This window comes from Citrobacter sp. wls711 (genome assembly GCF_005281055.1).
In the GTDB taxonomy this organism is placed as follows: Bacteria; Pseudomonadota; Gammaproteobacteria; order Enterobacterales; family Enterobacteriaceae; genus Citrobacter; species Citrobacter gillenii.
On sequence record NZ_SZXC01000009.1, the window covers coordinates 1 to 20,871 of the forward strand.

General features: G+C 54.1%; 23 protein-coding genes and 1 riboswitch. Of the genes, 13 read left to right on the plus strand and 10 right to left on the minus strand.

Annotated features, from left to right (window positions below):
- Positions 1 to 143 precede the first annotated feature (143 nt).
- Positions 144 to 240, plus strand: a riboswitch (TPP riboswitch).
- A gap of 32 nt (positions 241 to 272) precedes the next feature.
- The 3 genes from thiM to FDW98_RS04475 are packed head-to-tail and all read left to right on the plus strand — an operon-like array spanning position 273 to position 2,657.
- Positions 273 to 1,061 (plus strand): hydroxyethylthiazole kinase, encoded by a 789-nt coding sequence (gene thiM, locus FDW98_RS04465; protein ID WP_096756523.1) that lies wholly within the window; start codon positions 273 to 275, stop codon positions 1,059 to 1,061.
- Entirely contained in the window at positions 1,058 to 1,858 is an 801-nt protein-coding gene (gene thiD, locus FDW98_RS04470) for a bifunctional hydroxymethylpyrimidine kinase/phosphomethylpyrimidine kinase (RefSeq protein ID WP_096756524.1), read from the plus strand. Before thiM ends, thiD begins: the two co-directional genes overlap by 4 nt.
- Before the next feature lie 52 nt (positions 1,859 to 1,910).
- A complete protein-coding gene (locus FDW98_RS04475) occupies positions 1,911 to 2,657 on the plus strand; it encodes a GntR family transcriptional regulator (RefSeq protein WP_096756525.1) in 747 nt (248 codons plus the stop codon).
- Here the strand turns inward: FDW98_RS04475 and FDW98_RS04480 are convergent.
- From FDW98_RS04480 to FDW98_RS04490, 3 genes are read right to left on the minus strand one after another with little or no spacing between them, the layout of a single operon-like run.
- Positions 2,631 to 3,596, minus strand: coding sequence for a PfkB family carbohydrate kinase (locus FDW98_RS04480; protein ID WP_096756526.1), 966 nt, complete (start codon positions 3,594 to 3,596; stop codon positions 2,631 to 2,633). The genes FDW98_RS04475 and FDW98_RS04480 overlap by 27 nt on opposite strands.
- Positions 3,593 to 4,597, minus strand: a complete 1,005-nt coding sequence (locus FDW98_RS04485) for an ADP-ribosylglycohydrolase family protein (RefSeq protein WP_096756527.1) — start codon at positions 4,595 to 4,597, stop codon at positions 3,593 to 3,595. Before FDW98_RS04485 ends, FDW98_RS04480 begins: the two co-directional genes overlap by 4 nt.
- Positions 4,594 to 5,871 carry a nucleoside permease gene (locus FDW98_RS04490; RefSeq protein WP_096756528.1) on the minus strand — a complete coding sequence of 426 codons (1,278 nt, stop codon included), beginning with the start codon at positions 5,869 to 5,871 and terminating at the stop codon, positions 4,594 to 4,596. Before FDW98_RS04490 ends, FDW98_RS04485 begins: the two co-directional genes overlap by 4 nt.
- Positions 5,872 to 6,124: 253 nt before the next feature.
- Here FDW98_RS04490 and fbaB point away from each other — a divergent pair, with 253 nt between their 5' ends.
- From fbaB to FDW98_RS04525, 7 genes are all read left to right on the plus strand, one after another.
- Entirely contained in the window at positions 6,125 to 7,177 is a 1,053-nt protein-coding gene (gene fbaB / locus FDW98_RS04495; protein WP_005129139.1) for a class I fructose-bisphosphate aldolase, read from the plus strand.
- 259 nt (positions 7,178 to 7,436) lie between these two features.
- Entirely contained in the window at positions 7,437 to 8,591 is a 1,155-nt protein-coding gene (locus FDW98_RS04500) for a mandelate racemase family protein (RefSeq protein WP_096756529.1), read from the plus strand.
- A 73-nt stretch (positions 8,592 to 8,664) separates the two neighbouring features.
- On the plus strand, positions 8,665 to 10,281 hold the full coding sequence (locus FDW98_RS04505; protein WP_096756530.1) for an ABC transporter substrate-binding protein: 1,617 nt from the start codon (positions 8,665 to 8,667) through the stop codon (positions 10,279 to 10,281).
- The gene (locus FDW98_RS04510; RefSeq protein ID WP_096756531.1) at positions 10,278 to 11,315 is read left to right on the plus strand and encodes an ABC transporter permease; all 1,038 of its coding nucleotides are present in this window, start codon (positions 10,278 to 10,280) and stop codon (positions 11,313 to 11,315) included. The genes FDW98_RS04505 and FDW98_RS04510 overlap by 4 nt, the downstream gene beginning before the upstream one ends.
- Entirely contained in the window at positions 11,312 to 12,217 is a 906-nt protein-coding gene (locus FDW98_RS04515) for an ABC transporter permease (RefSeq protein WP_096756532.1), read from the plus strand. The genes FDW98_RS04510 and FDW98_RS04515 overlap by 4 nt, the downstream gene beginning before the upstream one ends.
- Positions 12,189 to 13,061 carry an ABC transporter ATP-binding protein gene (locus tag FDW98_RS04520; protein WP_096756533.1) on the plus strand — a complete coding sequence of 291 codons (873 nt, stop codon included), beginning with the start codon at positions 12,189 to 12,191 and terminating at the stop codon, positions 13,059 to 13,061. Before FDW98_RS04515 ends, FDW98_RS04520 begins: the two co-directional genes overlap by 29 nt.
- Entirely contained in the window at positions 13,058 to 13,831 is a 774-nt protein-coding gene (locus FDW98_RS04525; protein WP_096756534.1) for an ABC transporter ATP-binding protein, read from the plus strand. Before FDW98_RS04520 ends, FDW98_RS04525 begins: the two co-directional genes overlap by 4 nt.
- On the opposite strand, the gene yegS is transcribed toward FDW98_RS04525, so the two are convergent.
- The 7 genes from yegS to FDW98_RS04560 all read right to left on the minus strand — a co-directional run bounded on the left by yegS (position 13,828) and on the right by FDW98_RS04560 (position 19,377).
- Positions 13,828 to 14,727, minus strand: coding sequence for a lipid kinase YegS (gene yegS / locus FDW98_RS04530; protein ID WP_096756535.1), 900 nt, complete (start codon positions 14,725 to 14,727; stop codon positions 13,828 to 13,830). The genes FDW98_RS04525 and yegS overlap by 4 nt on opposite strands.
- Before the next feature lie 130 nt (positions 14,728 to 14,857).
- The gene (artJ, locus tag FDW98_RS04535) at positions 14,858 to 15,589 is read right to left on the minus strand and encodes an arginine ABC transporter substrate-binding protein ArtJ (protein WP_096756536.1); all 732 of its coding nucleotides are present in this window, start codon (positions 15,587 to 15,589) and stop codon (positions 14,858 to 14,860) included.
- A gap of 178 nt (positions 15,590 to 15,767) precedes the next feature.
- The gene (gene artM, locus FDW98_RS04540) at positions 15,768 to 16,436 is read right to left on the minus strand and encodes an arginine ABC transporter permease ArtM (protein WP_096756537.1); all 669 of its coding nucleotides are present in this window, start codon (positions 16,434 to 16,436) and stop codon (positions 15,768 to 15,770) included.
- Positions 16,436 to 17,152, minus strand: coding sequence for an arginine ABC transporter permease ArtQ (gene artQ, locus FDW98_RS04545; protein ID WP_096756538.1), 717 nt, complete (start codon positions 17,150 to 17,152; stop codon positions 16,436 to 16,438). Before artQ ends, artM begins: the two co-directional genes overlap by 1 nt.
- A 6-nt stretch (positions 17,153 to 17,158) precedes the next feature.
- The gene (gene artI, locus FDW98_RS04550) at positions 17,159 to 17,890 is read right to left on the minus strand and encodes an arginine ABC transporter substrate-binding protein ArtI (RefSeq protein WP_096756539.1); all 732 of its coding nucleotides are present in this window, start codon (positions 17,888 to 17,890) and stop codon (positions 17,159 to 17,161) included.
- A gap of 16 nt (positions 17,891 to 17,906) precedes the next feature.
- Positions 17,907 to 18,635, minus strand: a complete 729-nt coding sequence (gene artP, locus FDW98_RS04555; RefSeq protein ID WP_096756540.1) for an arginine ABC transporter ATP-binding protein ArtP — start codon at positions 18,633 to 18,635, stop codon at positions 17,907 to 17,909.
- A 226-nt stretch (positions 18,636 to 18,861) separates the two neighbouring features.
- Positions 18,862 to 19,377 carry a lipoprotein gene (locus FDW98_RS04560; protein ID WP_096756541.1) on the minus strand — a complete coding sequence of 172 codons (516 nt, stop codon included), beginning with the start codon at positions 19,375 to 19,377 and terminating at the stop codon, positions 18,862 to 18,864.
- 511 nt (positions 19,378 to 19,888) lie between these two features.
- Here FDW98_RS04560 and cspG point away from each other — a divergent pair.
- The 3 genes from cspG (at position 19,889) to FDW98_RS04575 (ending at position 20,768) form a co-directional block, all read left to right on the plus strand.
- Positions 19,889 to 20,101 carry a cold shock protein CspG gene (gene cspG / locus FDW98_RS04565; protein ID WP_046479624.1) on the plus strand — a complete coding sequence of 71 codons (213 nt, stop codon included), beginning with the start codon at positions 19,889 to 19,891 and terminating at the stop codon, positions 20,099 to 20,101.
- Positions 20,102 to 20,111: 10 nt separating this feature from the next.
- The gene (locus FDW98_RS04570) at positions 20,112 to 20,300 is read left to right on the plus strand and encodes a cold-shock protein (protein WP_096759373.1); all 189 of its coding nucleotides are present in this window, start codon (positions 20,112 to 20,114) and stop codon (positions 20,298 to 20,300) included.
- 294 nt (positions 20,301 to 20,594) lie between these two features.
- Positions 20,595 to 20,768 carry a GnsA/GnsB family addiction module toxin gene (locus FDW98_RS04575; protein ID WP_096756542.1) on the plus strand — a complete coding sequence of 58 codons (174 nt, stop codon included), beginning with the start codon at positions 20,595 to 20,597 and terminating at the stop codon, positions 20,766 to 20,768.
- Positions 20,769 to 20,871 lie beyond the last annotated feature (103 nt).

The following is a 20,871-nucleotide window of genomic DNA, read 5'->3' on the forward strand; positions in this document are numbered from 1 at the left end:
TGGAAGGGAAAACCCGCAGCCATTCGGTGAGATAAGCACTGTGATAAATGCTGTGTTAAATCGAAAATTCTTGCTCCTGGGGCTAAGCCCCGGTTACACTAAATATCTACACATATTCAATGTGTAAGTGATTGTTTTATAAATGAAATGACTCGGGGTGCCCTTCCTTGTGAAGGCTGAGAAATACCCGTACCACCTGATCTGGATAATGCCAGCGTAGGGAAGTCTGACACTGCTCGTGTCCCTTCTTTCACGCGGGCAGGAGCTGAACCATGCAGCCTGACCTGCACAGCCGCGCACTCGCGGCCCACGCCTTACAGCAATTTAGAACCCTTTCTCCGCTCACGCATTGTATGACCAATGAGGTCGTGCAGAATTTTACCGCCAATACGCTTCTGGCATTGGGCGCGTCACCTGCGATGGTGATTGAACCCGAAGAAGCCAGCCAGTTTGCGGCTGTTGCCCATGCAGTGCTGATTAATGTCGGTACACTGACCGAGAGCCGCGCCATTGCTATGCGTGCGGCGGTCGAGCAGGCGCAGCGGGCGAATACGCCCTGGACGCTCGATCCTGTTGCCGTTGGGGCACTGGAGTTTCGCCGTCGTTTTTGCCTGGATTTGCTCTCGCTCCAGCCTGCTGCTATTCGCGGTAACGCCTCTGAAATACTCGCGCTAGCGGGAATGCGCGGAGGTGGGCGTGGTGTAGATACCACCGATACAGCCGCCGCTGCTTTGCCGGCGGCACAGGCGTTGGCATGCCGGGTCGCCTCCATCGTCGTGGTAACCGGGGAGGTGGATTACGTTACCGATGGCCAGCGTACCGTGAGTATTCGCGGTGGCGATCCATTGATGACGCGTGTCGTTGGCACCGGATGTGCGCTGTCGGCGGTGGTGGCTGCCAGCTGTGCGCTGCAGGGGGATCGGCTGAGTAACGTCGCGTCTGCCTGTAGCTGGATGAAACAGGCCGGTGAATTCGCCACTGAACACTCGACAGGGCCAGGAAGCTTTATCCCTGCATTCCTTGATGCTTTATATAACCTGAACGCGCAGGAGCTGGCATGAAACGGATTAACGCATTAACAATTGCCGGAACCGATCCCAGCGGTGGTGCAGGTATTCAGGCGGATTTAAAAACATTCTCTGCGCTCGGGGCCTATGGCTGCTCGGTCATCACGGCTCTGGTAGCGCAAAATACGCGCGGTGTGCAGTCGGTTTATCGGATCGAACCTGATTTTGTTGCCGCGCAACTGGACTCCGTGTTCAGCGATGTGCGCATAGATACCACCAAAATCGGTATGCTGGCAGAAACGGATATTGTGGAAGCGGTCGCTGAGCGTTTACGCCGCTTTCAGGTACGAAATGTGGTGCTTGATACAGTGATGTTGGCGAAAAGCGGCGATCCGCTGCTGTCCTCCTCTGCGGTAGAAACGCTGCGTACTCGCCTGCTGCCGCAGGTGTCGATCATTACCCCGAATCTGCCGGAGGCCGCCGCATTGCTCGAAACAACCCATGCCCAAACGGAGCAGGAAATGCTGGAGCAGGGGCGTGCTTTGCGGGCATTGGGCTGCGAGGCGGTGCTGATGAAGGGCGGTCATCTGGATGACGCGCAAAGCCCTGACTGGCTATTTACCCGCGAGGGCGAGCAGCGCTTTACCGCGCCAAGAGTGAAGACCAAAAACACCCATGGCACCGGTTGTACGCTGTCGGCAGCGCTGGCTGCGCTACGTCCGCGTCATGCAAGCTGGGCTGATACGGTGCAGGAGGCCAAAATGTGGCTCTCGGCGGCACTGGCCCAGGCAGATTCCCTGGAAGTGGGCGAGGGGATAGGTCCGGTACACCATTTCCACGCGTGGTGGTAACAGGGATAAATGCGTATACTGGCTGAAGATTCAGCGGTCAGGAAAAAGATAAATGGAACAAGCGCATACCCAGCTTATCGCGCAACTGAATGAACGCATTTCGGCGGCGGATAACACGCCGCTGTATCTTAAATTCGCCCAAACGGTGAAGAACGCTGTCCGCAGCGGCATCCTCGAGCATGGCAATATTCTGCCTGGTGAGCGCGATCTCAGCCAGCTGACCGGCGTTTCGCGCATTACGGTGCGTAAAGCGATGCAGGCGCTGGAGGAAGAAGGGGTAGTGACCCGCGCCCGTGGTTACGGAACGCAGATCAACAATATCTTTGAATATTCGCTAAAAGAAGCGCGCGGCTTTTCTCAGCAGGTGGTGTTACGCGGAAAAAAACCAGATACGCTGTGGGTCAATAAACGCGTGGTGCCGTGTCCGGAAGAGGTGGCGCAGCAGCTGGCTATTACCGCCGGCAGTGACGTTTTTCTGCTTAAGCGTATTCGCTATGTGGATGAAGACGCCGTATCCATTGAAGAGTCCTGGGTCCCTGCGCATCTTATTCATGATGTGGATGCCATCGGCGTCTCGCTGTACGACTATTTTCGCAGCCAGCATATTTTCCCGCAGCGCACGCGCTCCCGCGTCAGCGCCCGCATGCCGGATGCGGAGTTCCAGTCGCACATTCAGATGGACAGCAAAGTGCCGGTGCTGGTGATCAAGCAGGTCGCGCTTGACCAGCAGCACCGGCCCATTGAATACAGCATCAGTTACTGCCGCAGCGACCTATACGTCTTTGTGTGCGAGGAGTAACGCGTCGTGGGAGGGGGCGCAATCGCCGCCGCGATGCCCGACCACCCACGATCCCACCGCGTTGCCAAGCAACACGGCATCGGCCAACGACCAGCCAGATGCCAGCCCGGCCAGCATGCCGCCAGCGTGACTGTCGCCAGCGCCAATGGTGTCAACCACGGTCGTTGGAAATGCAGGCACGCAGCCGGATGTCGTTTCACTGAAATACCATGCGCCGTCTTTATCGTGGCGAACTACCACCGGCGTGGCAAAGCGCTTCACCCACTCAGCGCCAAAGCCCTCGACATCCACGCTTAACCTGAACCGTTCTGCGGCAATGTCTGCTTCCTGCCGATTCAGTGACACCAGCGGGTGACAGGCCAGTATTCGCGCCATTAAGGCATCGGAGATGTCGCCGATGCGTGGCCCAAAATCGATAAACGGCGTCACCTCATCCAGACTCTCCAGCCACTGCACCAGCAGCTCGCCGCACGGCGAAGCCAGCTGATAGCCGGAAAGATACACCAGGCTGTGGCGCGGGATCGTCAACTGCGCAAGCCAGTCGGCGTTCCACTGATTTTCGACGCCGCTGAAGGACATAAAGGTACGTTCACCGTCCGGCTCAACTAGCGCCAGACACCAGCCATTATCACCTTCGGCATGGTCAATCAGACTGTGTAAACCCTCTTTTGCCATCCGGTTGCGGATGATATCTGCCCACACGCCTTGACCTAACGGCAAGGCATTGCTGGCGTCGATACCTAAACGCTTAAGCGCGACGGCGATGTTCAGCGCACAGCCGCCAACATTAACGCCTTGTTGTTTAAGCTCGATGTCACAACCGCGCCAGGGCAGGGCATACGCATCGGCAATTACATCGATCACCGCTGCACCGACTACCGTCACCGGGCGCAGGGTGTGCAATTGCGGGATAAGTGCCTGCAAACGCGTGGTGCTCATCGCGCCTCCCGTTGCTCACGCAGGCGCATTAATCCGCTGGCGTAGCGGGTAAAGTCCAACTGATTGACCACATCCAGTTCCTGTTTCAACACAGGGTCAATCGCGCCGACGCCGTGCAGTGCGCCACAAATTGCCGTCGCCATGGCACCGATGGTGTCGGTGTCACCGCCAAGATTCGCGCACAAAATAGCGCAGCGCTTAGGGTCGGTGTGTGCCAGTTCCACCATGGCGATAGCGCAGGGCACGGATTCAATGGTGCTGGTGCCAGCTCCCACCACCTGATACAGCTGCTCACTGGCAGACTCGGTACCGTTAGCATCGCGGACGATTTTCAGTGCCAGTTCGAGGCGCGCCGCGAGCGATGCGCTAAAGGTAGTGATCCGTTTTTGCTGGGCGTGGCGGGCAATGGTGGGTAGCGCATCGACAATATCGCACCATTGTTCGCCGTCGATCGCGCGCGACACTGCCCAAGCGACTACCACGGCCCCGGCCACCGCCAGATCCGATTTATGAGTCGGGCTGGACGCCAGCGCCACATCATCAATGAAGGCATCAAGATCGCGTGCCGGGAGCAGGCAGCCTAACGGTGAAACGCGCATGGCCGCACCGTTGGTGACACCGTTGTTTTCCAGCTCCGTAACGGGTTTTCCGTCGCGGATGGCCTTAAGGGCAATCTTCGAGGTGGGGCCCAGCACGTTTTTACTGAAGGCATCGAAATCTTCCGCCCAGGCCAGGATATTTCGGCCAATGACGTCGGGGACAATTTTCCCGTCGCATTCCAGCAGAGCATCTGCCAGGCACAGCGCCATGGCTGTGTCATCAGTGAACTCAGCCTGGTTAAAATAGCAGGCGGCGTTATTTTCCGCGGGGCCGGGCAAAAAGCGGTCAATCCAGCCAAAGTGTGCTTTCACGCGGGTTCTGGGCCATAGCTCTGACGGCATGCCCATCGCATCCCCTAACGCCTGCCCATAAAGAGCACCGAGAATACGCTCTGCTTTCATTTTACTTCCCCTTTTTTCAATGCCAGATCGCGGTCGTTCACGTTAATTGCGGTGATTTCTTTGTCAGACTCGCGAAAGAAAATCATAAACAGTACGGCAATGACGGCAATCATGACTGCGCCAAATCCCCACATGCCCGCCCAGTTAAAGGTGAGACCGTTAACCGGCTCTTTATACGCAAACATTTTTTCCATCATCACCCCGCCCAGGCGATAGCCCAGCAGACTGCCGAATCCTTGACAGCAGAGGGTGATCAACCCCTGTGCGGCGGTACGCATATGCACAGGCGCTTTTTTATCCACGTAGATATAGGCCGTAACATAGTAGAAATCGTAACTGACGCCGTGCAGCAGAATGCCGAGAAACAGCAGTGCGTAGGTGAAATATTCTTCCGCGCCGCCGTAGACGAAAAAGCCATAGCGGATCGCTGCAGTAATAAGACCAAGCAATAATACCTTTTTAATGCCAAAGCGCTTAGTAAAGAACGGCAGCGCCAGCATAAAGAAGATTTCCGAGAACTGACCCAGCGTCATCCAGCCGGTGGCATTTTTCATTCCGACTTCGGTCAAATAACCGTTGGCGAAGATGTAGTAAAACGCCAGCGGCATCGCAAACAGGAACGAACAGAAGAAAAAGACAAGGAAGTTCTTATCACGCAGCAGGATCAGTGCATCCAGCCCCAGCATGACTTTGATATCCATCTTGCCGGTACTTTTTGGCGGCGTATCCGGCAAGAAGAAGGCGAAGACACCCAGCAGCGCGGAGCTCCCGGCGGTGATCAGCAACGGGATATTGGTGGGGGAGATATCGCTGTAGCCCAGCATTTGCGGTAAGAACCCGCAGGCTAAACCGGAGGCAATCCAGCCAATGGTGCCCATCACGCGGATGCGTGGGAAGTCACGCTCGACGTCCTGGACGTTGGCAAAGGCAATACTGTTGGTCAGCGCAATGGTGGGCATATAGGTCAGTGAATACGCCAACAATAGCGGGAAGAAGCCGCCGAAGGTGGTCTGCTGCGCGGCGAAGTACATCAGAATGGCGCCGACGAACATTAACACCGCCAGGACTTTTTGCGCGGAGAAAAAGCGGTCAGTGAGCGAACCGACAAAAATCGGTGACAGGATTGCGGCAATGGCGGTACAGGCGTAGGACCAGCCAATTTCTCCGGCGCTGAATCCGCTTTTACTCAGCCACAGCCAAAGCGGTACAAACCAGGCGCCCCAGATAAACCACTCCACGAACATCATGAACGACAGCTTTGCTGTAGTTTTCATCTTTACATCCTTCATGACAGGTAAGGTACGTTTTCATAGTACCAGTAGATAATACCTTTAAAATACCTTTGTGTTTTAATTTTGACCGCCTTAACGTTTTTTAATGCCTGAATCGAGCCAGCGGAAATGACTGAAAAGTGCGCTAAAGATGGAAAAAAAGCGCAGTCGGTACCAGGCTTATGGCTGCCCGCAACAAGGCGGGTCAGGACAATTCACATTCCGGTATCCAACCGGAACTTACGGGAGCATAGCTATGACTGATATTGCGCAGTTGCTTGGCAAAGATGCCGACAACCTTTTACAGCATCGTTGTATGACCATTCCTTCTGACCAACTTTACCTGCCAGGGCATGATTACGTCGACCGCGTGATGGTAGACAATAATCGCCCGCCTGCCGTGCTGCGTAATATGCAGACGCTGTACAACACGGGCCGACTCGCTGGCACGGGATACCTGTCGATTCTGCCGGTCGACCAGGGCGTGGAGCATTCCGCCGGAGCCTCGTTTGCCGCCAACCCGTTGTACTTTGATCCGAAGAATATTGTGGAGCTGGCTATCGAAGCGGGCTGTAACTGCGTGGCGTCGACCTACGGCGTGCTGGCTTCCGTATCTCGTCGCTATGCACACCGTATTCCGTTCCTCGTAAAAATTAACCACAACGAAACGCTCAGCTACCCGAATACCTTTGACCAGACGCTGTATGCCAGTGTGGAGCAGGCATTCAATATGGGCGCGGTGGCGGTCGGGGCTACGATCTATTTTGGCTCCGAGGAATCGCGTCGTCAGATTGAAGAGATTTCTGCAGCGTTTGAACGTGCGCATGAACTGGGGATGGTGACGGTGCTGTGGGCCTATCTGCGCAACTCCGCATTTAAGAAAGACGGGGTGGATTATCACGTTTCCGCCGACCTGACCGGGCAGGCAAACCACCTGGCGGCCACCATCGGGGCGGATATTGTTAAGCAGAAAATGGCGGAAAATAACGGCGGGTATAAGGCCGTTAACTTTGGCTATACCGACGATCGCGTCTACAGCAAGCTGACCAGCGACAACCCGATTGACCTGGTGCGTTATCAACTGGCGAACTGCTATATGGGCCGCGCCGGGCTGATTAACTCCGGCGGTGCGGCAGGGGGCGAAACCGATCTCAGCGATGCGGTGCGCACGGCGGTAATTAACAAGCGTGCCGGTGGTATGGGTCTGATCCTCGGACGTAAAGCGTTCAAGAAAACCATGGCAGATGGCGTTAAGTTGATTAACGCCGTGCAGGACGTTTATCTGGATAACAAAGTAACCATTGCGTAAATTATCGCGGGTTGTGGTCATGTCACGGCAACCCGCGTTTCTTGAAAAATTAAATTCAAAATATCATTTCAGTATAATCGCAATATTAGTCCGATCTACCTCACGTTTCTCCTGCCTTTTGTGAAAAGCATCACCTCTCCCTGTGCACTTGCACAGAAAATAGTCATGCCTTAGCGCGGAATGTCCGAGGCAAAGTTGCTTTTTTGCACATACATTTAGATGTGAAACAGCATTTCAAAGTTGCGCTAAGGACCCAATAATGAAAATTGAAGCTATCAATGTCTCCGTCTTCCAGTATCCCACCCGCCGGGTTTCTGATACCGCCGGACATTCCCATCCGGGGCCGGAAAGCCTCGCCAAAATGGCCATGCTGACCATTACCGCCGATGACGGAACCCAGGGGTATTCGTTTGCACCGCCGGAAGTGGTGCGCCCGTTTGTGGTGAATACTTTTTTTCGCAAAGTGATGGTCGGTCAGGACCCGTTTAATCGGGAGCGCATCTGGCAGGATCTGGTGCACTGGCAGCGGGGAAGCGCGCATCAACTGACCGAACGCGCGCTGTCTTTTGTTGAGCAGGCGCTGTGGGATTTGATAGGCCGCAAGCTCAACATGCCGGTCTACAAGCTGCTGGGTGGTTTTCGCGATAAGGTCCCGGCCTACGGCAGCACCATGTGTGGTGACGATCTGCCCGGCGGACTGTCGACGCCGGAAGAATATGCCTGCTTTGCCGAAAAACTGGTCGCTCGTGGATATAAGGCGATCAAACTGCATACCTGGATGCCGCCGGTCTCCTTCGCGCCAAATCCGAAGATGGATGTGAAAGCCTGCGCCGCCGTGCGCGAGGCGGTCGGACCGGATATTGATCTGATGATCGACGGCTATCACTGGTACAGCCGTACAGAAGCGCTGTACATCGGCAAGGAACTGGAAAAACTCAACTTTGCCTGGTTTGAAGAGCCGATGGAAGAAGAGAGCATGGCGTCTTACGCCTGGCTTGCCGAAAATCTCTCCATTCCGATCGTTGGCCCGGAAAGCCTCGGTGGAAAACACCACAGCCGCGCGGACTGGGTGAAGGCGGGCGCATGCGACATTTTACGTGCTGGTGCCAACGGTGTGGGGGGGATCTCGCCGACCCTGAAAGTGGCCAACCTGGCCGAGTCGTTTGGCATGGACTGCGAAGTACACGGCAACGGTGCGGCGAGCCTCGCGGTGATTGGCGCGATTCGAAACTGTCGCTGGTACGAGCGCGGCCTGCTGCATCCGTTCCTCGACTACGACGAACCAGCCGCCTACCTGAACAGCATTGTTGACCCGATGGACGCCGACGGTTTTGTGCATCTGCCACAGCGCCCCGGTCTGGGGGAAGACATCAATTTTGCCTATATCGAAGCCAACACCGTCAGCCACGACTGACTGAAAACAATAAATGCCGGATAAGCCAAGCGTCATCCGGCAACATGTACCCTACAGTACAGGCAAACAATAGATGAAAAAAACCTCCTTACTGGGCGCGTGTTTACTCGCACTCGCCGTGTCGATGGGGAGCAGTGCGGCGTACGCCAAAACGCCGCCCGATCAGCTCATCATTGGTATGAACATGAATAACCTGCTGACCCTCGATCCGGCCGCCATGACTGGCAACGAAGTGGTGGGCATTGTGGTGAATTTATATGACTCGCTGGTGGAGTTGGATCCTGCCCAGTTGACCCATGTGAAACCCGCGCTGGCGACATCCTGGGATGTCAGTCCGGATGGCACCACCCTGACTTTTCATCTGCGCGATGACGTGACCTTTCACTCCGGTAATCCGCTGACTGCTGACGATGTGGTGTGGTCGATGCGTCGGATCCTGCACCTGAATCTGGCGCAGTCGTCGGTGTGGAAATCCTACGGCTTTAGCAAAAAAAATATCGACCAACAGGTCAGCGCCCCGGACAGGTTTACAGTGAAAATCACGCTGCCCAAAGCCAACGATCCGCAGTTGATTATCTATTCACTGGGGGCGCTGGGGAATCTCGGCGTGCTGGACAGCAAAACCGTGCAGCAACATGTGCTGAATAACGACTGGGGCAACCACTGGCTGACCACCAATGAAGCCGGGTCTGGCCCGTTTACCCTCGATACCTGGCAGGCGAAAGATGTCCTGCGCATGACGCGTAACCCGAACTACTGGCGCGGCGAGGCGAAAATGAGCCGCGTGGTATTGCGCCATTTTCAGGAATCCCAGACCCTGCGTCTGATGATTGCCAAGGGCGATCTGGATATTGCCAGTAATATGGCGGTTTCGGACATCAATGCCCTGCGTAGCGATCCTGACCTGAGCGTAGATGCCGTCCAGCGAGGCACGATGTATTACGTGGCAATGAGCATGAAGGAGGCGCACTTCGCCAATCCGAAAGTCCGTGAAGCCGTGCGTTACCTGATTGATTATCAGGGGATCAATAAAGCGCTGATGCCGGGATACGGCGTATTGCATCAGCGACCTATCAAGGCAGGAATGCCCTCCACGCTGCCTGACCCCGGCTATCGCCTCGACATTCCGCGCGCTAAAAAGCTGCTGGCGGAGGCGGGATACCCGGACGGTTTCGACACCACGCTGCGGGTGCTGGCTGACCAGCCTTTCCAGAATATCGCGATTGCCGTGCAGTCCACGCTGATGCAGGCGGGTATTAACGCCAAAATCATCACCGGAACCGGTAATCAGATCTACGGCGCAATGCGCGAGCGTAAATTTGACATGCTGGTCGGGCGCGGCGGCAGCGGCATGGAACCGCATCCGCACTCCAGCCTGCGGGCGCTGGTCTATAACCCGGATAACAGCGATGCAGCCCGGCTTACCAACTTTCAGGGCTGGCGCACTGGTTTCTACGATAAACCGCTTAATGACATGATCGACAGCGCCCTGCTGGAGCGTGACCCGCAAACGCAAACTCGCGCGTATCAGGCGATCCAGACCCGCTACGACCAGCTCGTTCCCGCGCTAATTCCGTTGTCGCAAATGGTGGATTCGGTCGTTGTGCGCCGTGAGGTGCAGAATTATCAGCCGCATCCGTCGGCCACCACGTTTTTGCGTGATGTGTATAAAACCGGAGGTGAACAATGAGCGTTGCCATACTTGCACCTGGCTCACGCGCCCGGCGTGTCTCGACCCGTCTGATACAGGTGGCAATGACGTTGTTTGGATTGCTGCTGCTGACCTTTTTTATCGGTCGCGTCATGCCGATCGACCCGGTACTGGCGATCGTGGGACCTGATGCGGATCAGAGTACCTATCAGCAGGTGTATCACCAGTTAGGCTTTGATAAATCGCTGGCGGCGCAGTTTGGTATTTACTTCACCAATCTGCTGCACGGCGATCTGGGTAATGCGCTGCTGACCGGTAAGCCGGTGATGGATGACATTGTACGCGTTTTCCCGGCCACCATTGAGCTGGCGACGATGGCCATTGTGGTAGGGGCGGGTCTGGGGATCCCGCTGGGGGTGTTGGCGGCGGCACGACGCAATAGCCTGTCGGATTACGTGGTGCGCATCATTAGCCTGGCAGGTTATTCCACACCGATTTTCTGGGTGGGGATGATGGGGTTGCTGGTGTTCTACGCCTGGCTAAGCTGGGTGGGCGGCGCGGGGCGTCTGGATCTCGGACTGGACGGGCTGGTGCCGCGCCAGACCGGATTAATGACCGTCGACGCGCTGTTGGCCGGTAATGCCACCGTGTTCTGGAATGCCATTAATCATCTGGTTTTGCCTGCTGCGCTATTGGGTTTTCACTCTCTGGCTTACATCAGCCGTATGACCCGTAGCTTTATGCTGGCGCAGCTTTCACAGGAGTTCATTATCACCGCGCGCGTCAAAGGGCTGACCGAGCGTCAGGTCATCTGGAACCATGCGTTTCGCAATATTCTGGTGCAACTGCTCACGGTGGTTGCGCTGGCCTACGGTTCGCTATTGGAAGGCGCGGTGCTGATTGAAACCGTCTTTTCCTGGCCCGGTTTTGGCTCCTATTTAACCGGCAGTCTGCTGCTGGGTGACATGAATGCGGTGATGGGCTGCGTGCTGCTGGTTGGGGTGGTTTTCGTCATGCTCAATCTGCTCTCCGACATGCTGTATCAATTCTTTGATCCGAGGACAAAATCATGACGGTTTCTCTGGATACGCCGCGGGATAGCGGCAATAGCGAACAACGTCTGCGGGCGAAGCAGGCGCTGCTGCGAGCGCGCGGGTTCATGGGCAAGATGGCGCGTAACCCGCTGACCGCCATTGGCGGCGGAATTATTGCGCTGTTACTGCTGGTGGCCATTTTTGCCCCGCTTATCGCACCGTACAACCCGCTGGTGCAGGATTTAAACAGTGCGCTGGTGGCGCCGAACGCGCAGCACTGGTTCGGGACCGATGAGTTTGGCCGCGATATCTTTAGCCGCCTGGTGTATGGCTCGCGCATCACGCTGTATATCGTGCTGCTGGTGTCGGTCACCGTAGGGCCGCTCGGTCTGCTGCTTGGCGTCACGGCGGGTTACTTCGGTGGCAAGGTCGACATGGTACTGATGCGCGTCACCGACATTTTCATTTCTTTTCCAAGCCTGGTACTGGCACTGGCCTTTGTCGCGGCACTCGGTCCGGGGCTGGAGCACGTAGTAATTGCCATTACGCTGACCGCCTGGCCGCCGATTGCGCGTCTGGCTCGTGCGGAAACGCTCTCGTTGCGTCAGGCCGATTTTATCTCTGCCGTTCGCCTGCAGGGGGCATCGGCAGGACGTGTGCTGTGGCGTCACATCGTACCGCTGTGCCTGCCATCGGTGATTATTCGTATCACCATGAATATGGCGGGGATCATTCTGACCGCTGCGGGCCTTGGGTTTCTGGGGTTAGGGGCTCAGCCACCGGATCCGGAATGGGGGGCGATGATCTCCAGCGGGCGCACCTACATGATGGAATGCTGGTGGGTAGTGACTATTCCGGGGCTGGCGATTTTGATCAACAGCCTGGCGTTCAACTTCTTAGGAGATGGCTTACGTGACATCCTCGATCCTCGCAGCGAATGATTCGCCTCTGCTTGATGTGCGTAACTTGCACGTCGATTTTATCAACGGCGGCGCGGTTACCCAAGCGGTGCGCGGCGTCTCCTTTCAACTCGGACGTGAAAAACTGGCGATTGTTGGTGAGTCAGGCTCCGGTAAATCCACCGTCGGGCGAGCGCTGTTGCACCTGCATCCGAAAAAAGCACGGGTTACGGCAGACAAAATGCAGTTTAGCGATGTGGATTTAGCCCATGCCAGCGAGGCGCTGATGCGGCAAATTCGCGGCAAGCGTATCTCGATGATTATGCAGGACCCGAAATACTCCCTCAATCCGGTGGTGAGCGTTGGCGAACAGATTGCCGAAGCCTGGCTTACCCATCATCCGGGGCGCAAGGCTGAGGCCAAAGCCAGGGCGCTGGAAATGCTGGAAGTGGTGCGCATTCGTCAGCCGCAGCGGGTGTATCAGCTCTATCCGCACGAGATTTCTGGCGGCCAGGGGCAACGTGTCATGATCGCGATGATGTTAATCACCGATCCGGAACTGGTGATTGCCGACGAACCCACCTCGGCGCTGGACGTGTCGGTGCGTCTGCAGGTGTTGGGGCTGCTTGACTCGCTGGTGGAGTCGCGCGGGTTGGGGCTTATTTTTATCAGTCATGACATCAACCTGGTGCGCAGCTTCTGCGATCGCGTCCTGGTGATGTATGCCGGGCGGGTGGTGGAATCCATCGCTGCAGGCGATCTCCACCATGCGCAGCATCCCTATACTCAGGGGCTGATTAGCGCATTGCCAGAAATCCACAACCGCCGGGCGGTGCTGCCGGTGCTGCAACGTCAGGCCAGTTGGCTGAGTGAGGAGGGGATATGATCGACGTTAAAAATCTGAACCTGGCATTTGGTGAGGGAGAAAAACGCAATCAGGTGCTGTATGACGTGACGTTTGGGGTTCAGCCCGGAGAGGTCTACGGTCTGGTTGGAGAGTCTGGTTCGGGAAAGACAACCGTACTGAAGTGTCTGGCTGGACTGTTTACCCACTGGCAGGGTGAACTGGCGATCGACGGACAAGCCCTGGGTCACCGTATTCGCCGCGAACGCTGCCGCCTGGTACAGATGGTATTCCAGGACCCATATGGTTCGCTGCATCCCCGGCATACCATCAGCGATATCCTCGAAGAGCCGCTGTTGATCCACGGCATTGCTGACCGGGATCGGCGGGTTAACGGGCTGCTGGATAAGGTCGGTCTGAACCGGGCATTTCGCGACCGGTATCCGCATCAGCTTTCTGGCGGGCAGCGCCAGCGTGTGGCGATTGCGCGGGCGCTAATCCTCGAACCGCAGGTGCTGTTGCTGGACGAGCCGACCTCTGCGTTGGACGTATCGGTACAGGCCGAAATTCTTAACCTGCTGGCTGAATTGCAAAAGGAGTCCAGCCTGACCTATCTGCTGGTCACTCACGATCTGGGGGTTATTGCGCATTTGTGTCAGAAAGTGGCGGTGATGCAATACGGAAAAATTCTTGAAACGCTCACCGTGGATGCGCTGGTCAACGGTGAGGCGCAAACCGAGTATACCCGGATGTTAATAAGCGGCAGCCAGCGCTATTCCCGCGAACTGGCGCGGGAAGTGGCGGCGTACTAGCGTAACAAGGGACAACCAGGCGGTAACCGGCAGCGCAGCGCGGCGGGGAGGATTTCGATGTGAAATTCCTGCCCGCTTAGCGGTTCGCCATCGAGATTAAACGTGATTTCATGCGGGGCACGGATATCAAACCAGGATGACGCGCCATCAATAATATTGGGGTTGTCGTCGGATTGGGTAAGTGCCGAAAGTAGCGCCGGAAGAAGCTCATCGCCGGTAAAAATGCGCAGTTGCAGCAGACCGTCGTTGATCAGTGCTGTGGGGCAAAGTTGCTGCCCGCCGCCAGCCTGACGACCATTGCCGATGCCGATCACCAGCGCGTCTCCCTGCCAGTGAAAGTTTTCCCCGCGAATTTCGCAACTGTCGGGCTTCAGCGTGTCCATGCGCATGAGCCCATGAATAAAGTACGACACGCCGCCCAGCGCGGCTTTGAGTTTTTCTGGTGTTTCTGTCGTGACTCGCGTGCCGAATCCGCCCGTCGCCATATTGATAAAACAGGTCTTATCATTGACCTGCACCATATCTATTTCAACCGCATTGCCGGCGATGGCCAGCTTCAAGGCTTTATCCAGAACATCAGGAATACCCACGCTGGTGGCGAAGTCATTTGCGGTTCCCAGCGGCAAAATCCCCAGTGCGGGTATATCCTCCCCCTGGCAATGGATGAGCGCGGTGGAGACCTCGTTGATGGTGCCATCACCGCCGCCCGCAATGACGGTGGCAACGCCCAACTGGCGGGCCTCATCAACGTAACGGCGGGCGTCGCCTTTTTCCCAGGTGACGCGCACATGGATCTCAACGCCCTCATCGCGTAGCAGGGCAATCGCCTCGCGCAGCGGGGGATTATCAGCACTTTTTCCATTCAGGATCAGTAAGCTGGCTGGGAATGCTATCATCCTGTTGCCTCACTTTTATCGTTTTAACAAGTGTATGCCAGGAATGGGTTTATGGCGTAAGAACTGACCGAAAGCGCGGACGTTAAACGTAAAAAGCCGCGATTTGCGGCTTTTTCAGGTAAGGCAGGGATTACTGCGGGAACCACTGATCGCTGATTTTTTGATAGGTACCGTCAGCTTTAATGGCGGCCAGCGCAGTGTTCAGTTTTTCCAGCAGCGCGGTGTTATCCGGGCGAACGGCAATGCCAAGGCCGGTGCCGAAGTATTGCGGGTCAGTTACTTTGTCCGTTGCTACGCCTAACTGCGGATTGGTTTTCAGCCACTCGTTAACTACGGCAGTGTCGCCAAATACGCCATCAATACGCCCGTTTTTCAGGTCAATGATCGCATTCTGGTAGCTGTCGTACGCCACGGTTTTCACTTCAGGATGTTTATCCTGCAGGTATTTCTGGTGCGTGGTGCCGTTTTCCATGCCGATACGTTTGCCCTTCAAATCAGCAAAGGTTTTATAGGTGTCTTTTTTCGCAATGACCAGCGCTGAGTTGGCATAGTAGGGCTGAGTAAAGGAGACCTGCTTACTACGTTCTGGTGTGATGTCCATACCGGAAATCACCGCATCGTATTTTTTGAATTTCAGCGCGGGGATCAGGCTGTCGAACGCATGATTAGTAAAAGTACAGTCAGCCTGCATTTGTTTGCACAATGCTGAAGCCAGGTCGATGTCAAAACCAACAATTTTATTGCTGGCGTCCAGCGATTCGAATGGCGGATAGGTTGCTGAGACACCGAAATTGATTTTATCAGCAGCAGAGGCGCCGGTGGCGAAGGTAGCAAGTAATGCGGCCAGGACTAACTTTTTCATGGTGGAACTCCCGTCTGTCAATCTTATGATGATCACCGTGTCTGCGGCGTTGATTTACAATGCCATTTAATGAATTTGTATGCAATAAAAATGATTAAATATTTTATATGGAATAAAAAAAAGCGGACAGTCCAGAGACATGTCCGCCTTTACTATTCAGCTTTATGCAGTTATTGACTTAATTGCGGTGTTCAAACGCCAGTGCTTTACGCTCGATTAAGCGCATCATCAACGTCAGCAGGCCGTTAACAATCAGATAAATCACGCCCGCCGCGCCGAAGACCATGACGTCATAGGTGCGACCATACAACAGCTGGCTGTAACCCATGACTTCCATCAGCGTGATGGTGTAGGCCAGGGAGGTACTTTTGAACACCAGCACCACTTCGTTGGAGTACGAGGAGAGGGCGCGTTTAAAGGCGTACGGCAGCAAGATGGCCAGCGTATCTTTCTTGCTCATCCCCAATGCACCACAGGATTGCCACTGACCTTCCGGGATTGCGCGAATAGCGCCGTAGAACAGCTGCGTGGTATACGCGGCACTGTTTAACGACAGCGCAATCAAGGCGCACAGCCAGGGTTCTGACAGCAGATGCCAGAGGACCGGATACTCCTGCAGCGCGGGAAACTGCCCCGGACCGTAGTAGATCAGGAAGATTTGCACCAACAACGGCGTACCGGTAAACAGCGTAATGTAGGCGCGTACCAGCCACACCAGCACCGGAGTTTTCAGCGTCAGGATGACGGTGAAAATCAGCGCCATGACCAGCGCAACCACGATGGAGGCAACCGTCAACGTCAGGCTGGTATGCAGCCCTTTCATCAGTTCTGGTAAATACTCAAGCATCAGCCCGGTCTCCGCTCAAAACGTGTCGCGCGCAGGTCAATGCGTTTGAGAATGTACTGACTCAACAGCGTTATCACCAGATAAATGGCCGCCGCCACGATGTACCAGGTAAACGGCTCCTGAGTACGTGTGGCAATGCTTTTGGTTTGCAGCATCAGATCGTTGACGCTGATCAGGCTTACCAGCGCGGTATCTTTCAGCAGAACCAGCCACTGGTTACCCAGTCCCGGCAGGGCATGACGCCACATTTGCGGCATCACCAGACGAAAGAAGATCGCGGTTTTGGACAACCCCAGCGCCTGACCAGACTCCCATTGCCCGAGCGGGACGGCTTTCAGTGCGCCACGCAGCGTTTGCGACGCATAGGCCGCATACAGCAATGACAGCGCAATGACGCCGCACAGGAACGGACTGACGTCGAAGTTTTCGATCTCCATCTGCACCGGGATCTGCACGATGCCAAGATTTATCGTAAACCCATCGGCCAGTGTCAGCAGCAACTGGGAGGAACCGAAATAGATAAACAGAACCACCAGAATTTCCGGCAGTCCGCGCAGGAGCGTCACCAGGGCTGAACCCGTCCATGCCACTGGACGCCATTTAGCAGACTCCCAGACGGCAAACAACATTGCGAGAGCCAGGCCAATGATCAGCGCACAAACGGCAAGGCCGACGGTCATCCCGGCGGCGCTTGCTAAAGGAAAAAATTCATTCATCTAATATTACTTCTGGAACCATTTGTTATAGATGGTTTCGTACGTCCCATCTTTCTTCACTTTTTCCAGCGCAGCATTGAATTTCTGCTGCAGCTCGGTATTGCCCTGGCGCATGGCGATGCCCAGACCGGTACCGAAGTAATCTTTATCGGTAACTTTATCGCCAACGGCGGCCAGTTTCGGATTGTCCTTCAGCCATTCGGTCACGACAGCAGTATCACCAAAGACGCCATCAATACGCCCGTTCTGCAGGTCGAGTTTGGCATTCTGGTAGCTGTCATACGGAACGGTGGTGACTTCCGGATGTTTATCCATGATGAATTTCTGGTGCGTGGTGCCGTTTTGTACGCCCACTTTCTTGCCTTTCAGCTGGTCAATGCTGGTGTATTTACCCTGTTGACCAACAAACAACGCTGAGTTGTCGTAGTAAGGCGTAGTGAACAACACCTGCTTTTCACGCTCCGGCGTGATGTCCATTCCGGCCATCACCGCGTCAAAACGGCGGAATTTCAGGCTTGGGATCAGGCTGTCGAAAGCCTGGTTAGTGAACGTACAGGTGGCGTCGATCTCTTTACACAGCGCATTTGCCAGGTCAACGTCAAAACCCACGATGTTGTTATTAGCATCAATGGATTCAAACGGAGGATAAGACGCTTCGGTAGCGAAGCGAATGGTTTGGGCTGCGGTAGCGGAAAGGCTAAAACCTGCGATTAGCGCGGCAATCAGAACTTTTTTCATTGTATTGTCCCGAATCTTAGTGAGAGAGATAGTTTTTAAACGCTTCGGTTTGCGGGTTGGCAAAGCAGCTCGCATTCCCAAACTCGACGATATGACCGTTTTCCATATACACCACACGACTGGCCGTTTTACGGGCGACTTCCACTTCGTGGGTGACGATCACCTGAGTAATATTGGTTTCTGCCAGCTCACGAATGATGCTGACGATTTGTGCGGTAATTTCCGGGTCAAGCGCTGCGGTCGGTTCATCAAACAGCAGCACCTGTGGCTCCATCATTAACGCGCGGGCAATGGCCACACGCTGTTGCTGGCCGCCGGAAAGATGCAGTGGGTAACGATCGCTATAGGGCTTCAGTCGCAGACGTTCCAGCAGCTTCTCGGCACGCGCCAGCGCCTGGTCCTTGCTCAGACCCAGCACGCGGCAGGGCGCTTCGATCAGGTTCTGCTGTACCGTAAGATGCGGCCAAAGATTATATTGCTGAAAGACCATGCCCACGTTCTGACGCAGTTCGCGAATGGCTTTATCAGAAGGTGTTTTCGTGAAGTCGAAACGGTTACCGGCAATAGAGAGCGTGCCCGAACGCGGCATCTCAAGCAGGTTGAGTACGCGCAGTAGCGAGCTTTTCCCGGCTCCACTTGGGCCAAGTAACACCAGTGTTTCGCCCTGAGGGCAATCCAGCGTGATATCGAACAGCGCTTGATGTGCGCCGTAGAAGCAGTTAATGCCGTTTAATTGAATACTCATTGACACTCGTATACTGGCAGTCTGATAGCTATTGAAGCCGCAGATACTACCTTTGGCAGAATAGTTATGCAATATTTATGCGTTAAAAGTTAAATGCAAACCGCATTCTTCTCTAAACATAGCACAAAATAGCGGGGTCACCAGTGGGCAAGAATAATTGTCGGCATTCTATGCAGAATGCCAGACAATTTATGGGGTTTATGATTTGAACGGATGAATGGCGGGATTAACGGTTTTCGACAGACTGGCGCAGCGTCCCGGCTGGCGCATGTACACTGCCGCCCAGATAGCGAACATCATCCACGACCCAGCACTGGCCTTCACGGATCATCAGTACTTCATCACGCCAGGTTTGATTACCCTGCTTAAGCTCTACGCGCAGCGGAATGTTACGTGCATCACTATTCGGAATGGTCGAGGCGCTGGCGACACTGGCGCTGTCCGGTAAGGTGGCGCGGCTGGAGAAGGGATCGCTGGTCAGCAGCTCGCGGTGCGAGTTATCGCGGCTGGCATCGGTCAGCAATTTCGCCAGGTTGTCACTTAAGTACGGACGCAGGGCGGTGATGTCGTTGCTACGATGCTGAATGCGGTAATCATAGAACTGTTGTGCCACGCTGTCTGGCCCACCTTCCACGCAAGCGCCGCTACGCGGGCCGTTGTCTTTATAAGCCGGAGTAACGGTGGTACAGGCGCTGAGAAGAAGTGCACAGGGGACCAACAGAGAGAGTTTCGAGTAGCGCATAATGATTTCCTTATTAGCTTTCTACTAATAGTATTCTACGATGAAAAATTCTATCCTTTCAATGACTGTACAATCGATTAACACTTTGTTTTTAATTGCATAAATTCGCAAATTTCACCGACTGGTACATCTGTGGCTATTGACTGCTTACCTCGGTTCAGTATATCAAACTGCGGCATGATGTTGTCGCCAAGGATGCTCCCTATAGTGTATAGACCATCCACGTATCTGCATGCTTATTTACGAGGCGATAAAATGCGAGACAACGGAGTGAGGCCTTAGGCTACCAGGGTATCCGGATGGCTAAAATAAGGGTTGATTAATTTCTGTGCCCGTGCGTTAATAGTTGGGTCGGTTTGAAGAACAGACGATTTACAAAGTAGTTTACTTCCGCAGTTCTCATTTTCAGGTTTATCCATTTATCCCTTCTTTGAGTCACTCCGCTAAGCACTAAGTCGATTCTGTAATAAAACCAAATATGCCGAAAGGCTCAAATTAAGGAATAAAATATATGTCTAATAAAATGACAGGGTTAGTTAAGTGGTTTAATCCTGAGAAAGGTTTTGGATTCATCACTCCGAAAGATGGTAGCAAAGATGTGTTTGTGCATTTTTCTGCTATCCAAAGTAACGACTTTAAAACGCTGAATGAAAATCAGGAAGTCGAGTTTAGCGTGGAGCAGGGACCTAAAGGCCCATCCGCTGTTAATGTTGTGGCGCTCTAAGGTAACTATTATTACTAATCATATTCACTTCCGTTGCCCATGTTGCCACGGTTCACAGTACAGAACATCAAGCTTCGATGTGACTGACGGAAATCCGTTTGGCGCGAAATGTATTTTTTGCAAATCTAAAATGATTACATTTGATAATGTTGCAATGTACATTCGTTCTGGCCAGACTCCGCTGGATTTCAGAAAATAATTTTTTAGGCCCCTTCAAGGGGCCTTTTTTAACGACTTAACAGATGACTCTACCTGTTTGTCATGAGAACGTCATCTTGATGTTGTTGTCGTGATGCGAGAACATCGTTTACTGCGAACCTGCCTTCAGTCCCTCTCTTATCGTTTAATATGCAAACAATTTCTGGGTGTGTAATGACCAGTTGCGCCTGGGTTATTGAATCTTTTTATCGTATAGTTTATAGATATCCATGGTTATACAGATAATACTATCTACTGGCGCGTTGATGCCGTTACAGACCAGAAGAGGTGCATAATGGACGTCGAGAAATTAAAAAATAAAACTGAAGCGGATATATCTGAGTTCATCACAAAGAAAATTGTTGAGCTGAAGAAAAAGACCGGGAAAGAGGTTTCCGATATTCAGTTTATCGCTCGTGAGAAAATGACCGGGCTTGAAAGTTATGACATTAAAATTAAGTTGATCTAATTTTCAAATACCATCCAGTATGCGTTAAAGCATCGCCGTCCAGCTGAGGCGGTGCTTTTTATTTTTATAATTTCAAAGTGAAATTATAAGTGTGATCTCTTCC